The sequence below is a fragment of the Vibrio sp. S9_S30 genome (assembly GCF_014694455.1).
In the GTDB taxonomy this organism is placed as follows: Bacteria; Pseudomonadota; Gammaproteobacteria; order Enterobacterales; family Vibrionaceae; genus Vibrio.
The window spans coordinates 1-1191 of sequence record NZ_JAAUWT010000090.1; the positions used below are offsets into that span (position 1 = coordinate 1).

At 39.9% G+C, this 1191-nt stretch carries 1 protein-coding gene; it reads right to left on the reverse strand.

The features are described 5' to 3' along the window. Positions 1 to 270: 270 nt before the first annotated feature. Positions 271 to 1020, reverse strand: coding sequence for a hypothetical protein (locus tag HC752_RS24170; RefSeq protein WP_190337727.1), 750 nt, complete (start codon positions 1018 to 1020; stop codon positions 271 to 273). Positions 1021 to 1191 lie beyond the last annotated feature (171 nt).

The window sequence follows — 1191 nt, forward strand, 5'->3', positions numbered from 1 at the left end:
GCTTCAAAATCCGGCTAACCTAATTGGTTTTTAAAGCTTATTGAAACTTGGTTTGCGAGGATTTTCCACCTTGATTTAGGTTAAGGAATCGAACTTTCCAGCACTTTAAGCCAGCTATTTTCGATAACCTTACAACCCTTAAACTTTCAAAGCGCTATAACGCCCGCTTAACTTGCTGCCAACTGCACCAAACCCGAACAGACCACCGTAACCACATAAGCCAAACCGGACTAAAAATGCCATAGGTTGGCAGTCAGGTTGAAGCGATTGTTATAGGGCTGATTCAGCACACCATTCATTACATTTGGTTAACTGAACAAACTCATTACTAGGGTGCTGGTATATCGCTTCTATTTGGGTTGCACTGATATCTTCAAGGCTATAGCCCTCATGTTCAATGCCATTATCAATAATATATCCGAGATTTTGTAGGTAAGCTCTAATAAGGACGCGACATGGATAATTACTAGATTTCAATGAGCCGATACTAACTTTAGCTTTGATCACACAAGGAACACCAATTCGCCTGAGTGCATCACCAGTTATTATAAGTTTTTCATGGCTATTATAAAGAGCTTCGCCCCCCCACGACTTAAAAAATCGATGGATACCGTGGAAACCAGCTAAGTGAGGTTCAAAAAAACAAAACCACAACATGTTTGCTCGATTACGAGCGTCGGCTTGGTTATTAGCAATCAATTTTTGAGCAACCGAGCTCTCGATTTCTTGCTCTGACTCTAGCCTTAGGATTCTCTCCTTTAAAGAGTTACCGTTTTGTAACTTCATACCATGCTTACGAATTTCGTCAATTTCGTAAGGTGTCAATCTCGTACAATGGTAGCCAATAAGTGAGAATTGCTTTAAGAGGTTACGAAACTCAAGGATTGACTGGTCATACTCATAAGCTGATACCCTATCGTCATCAGAGGTTTCCCAACCAATAAACTTACGATGATTACACTCTAGATAATCGACCACTTGTTCTGGCCAAGTTGATTGCTGGGATATAATTATCGACATTTTTCACCTTTACTACTAATTAGTACGAATCTTTACAAAGCCATATAACGCCCAATTAAACTGCCAAAAACGTACAAATGCCGTTTCTGCAAACCACCGTAAACACCAAACTCAACGCAAACTAAAAATGCCACACGTTTTTGGTCTGTTTGAATTGTTTGTTAGAGCGAT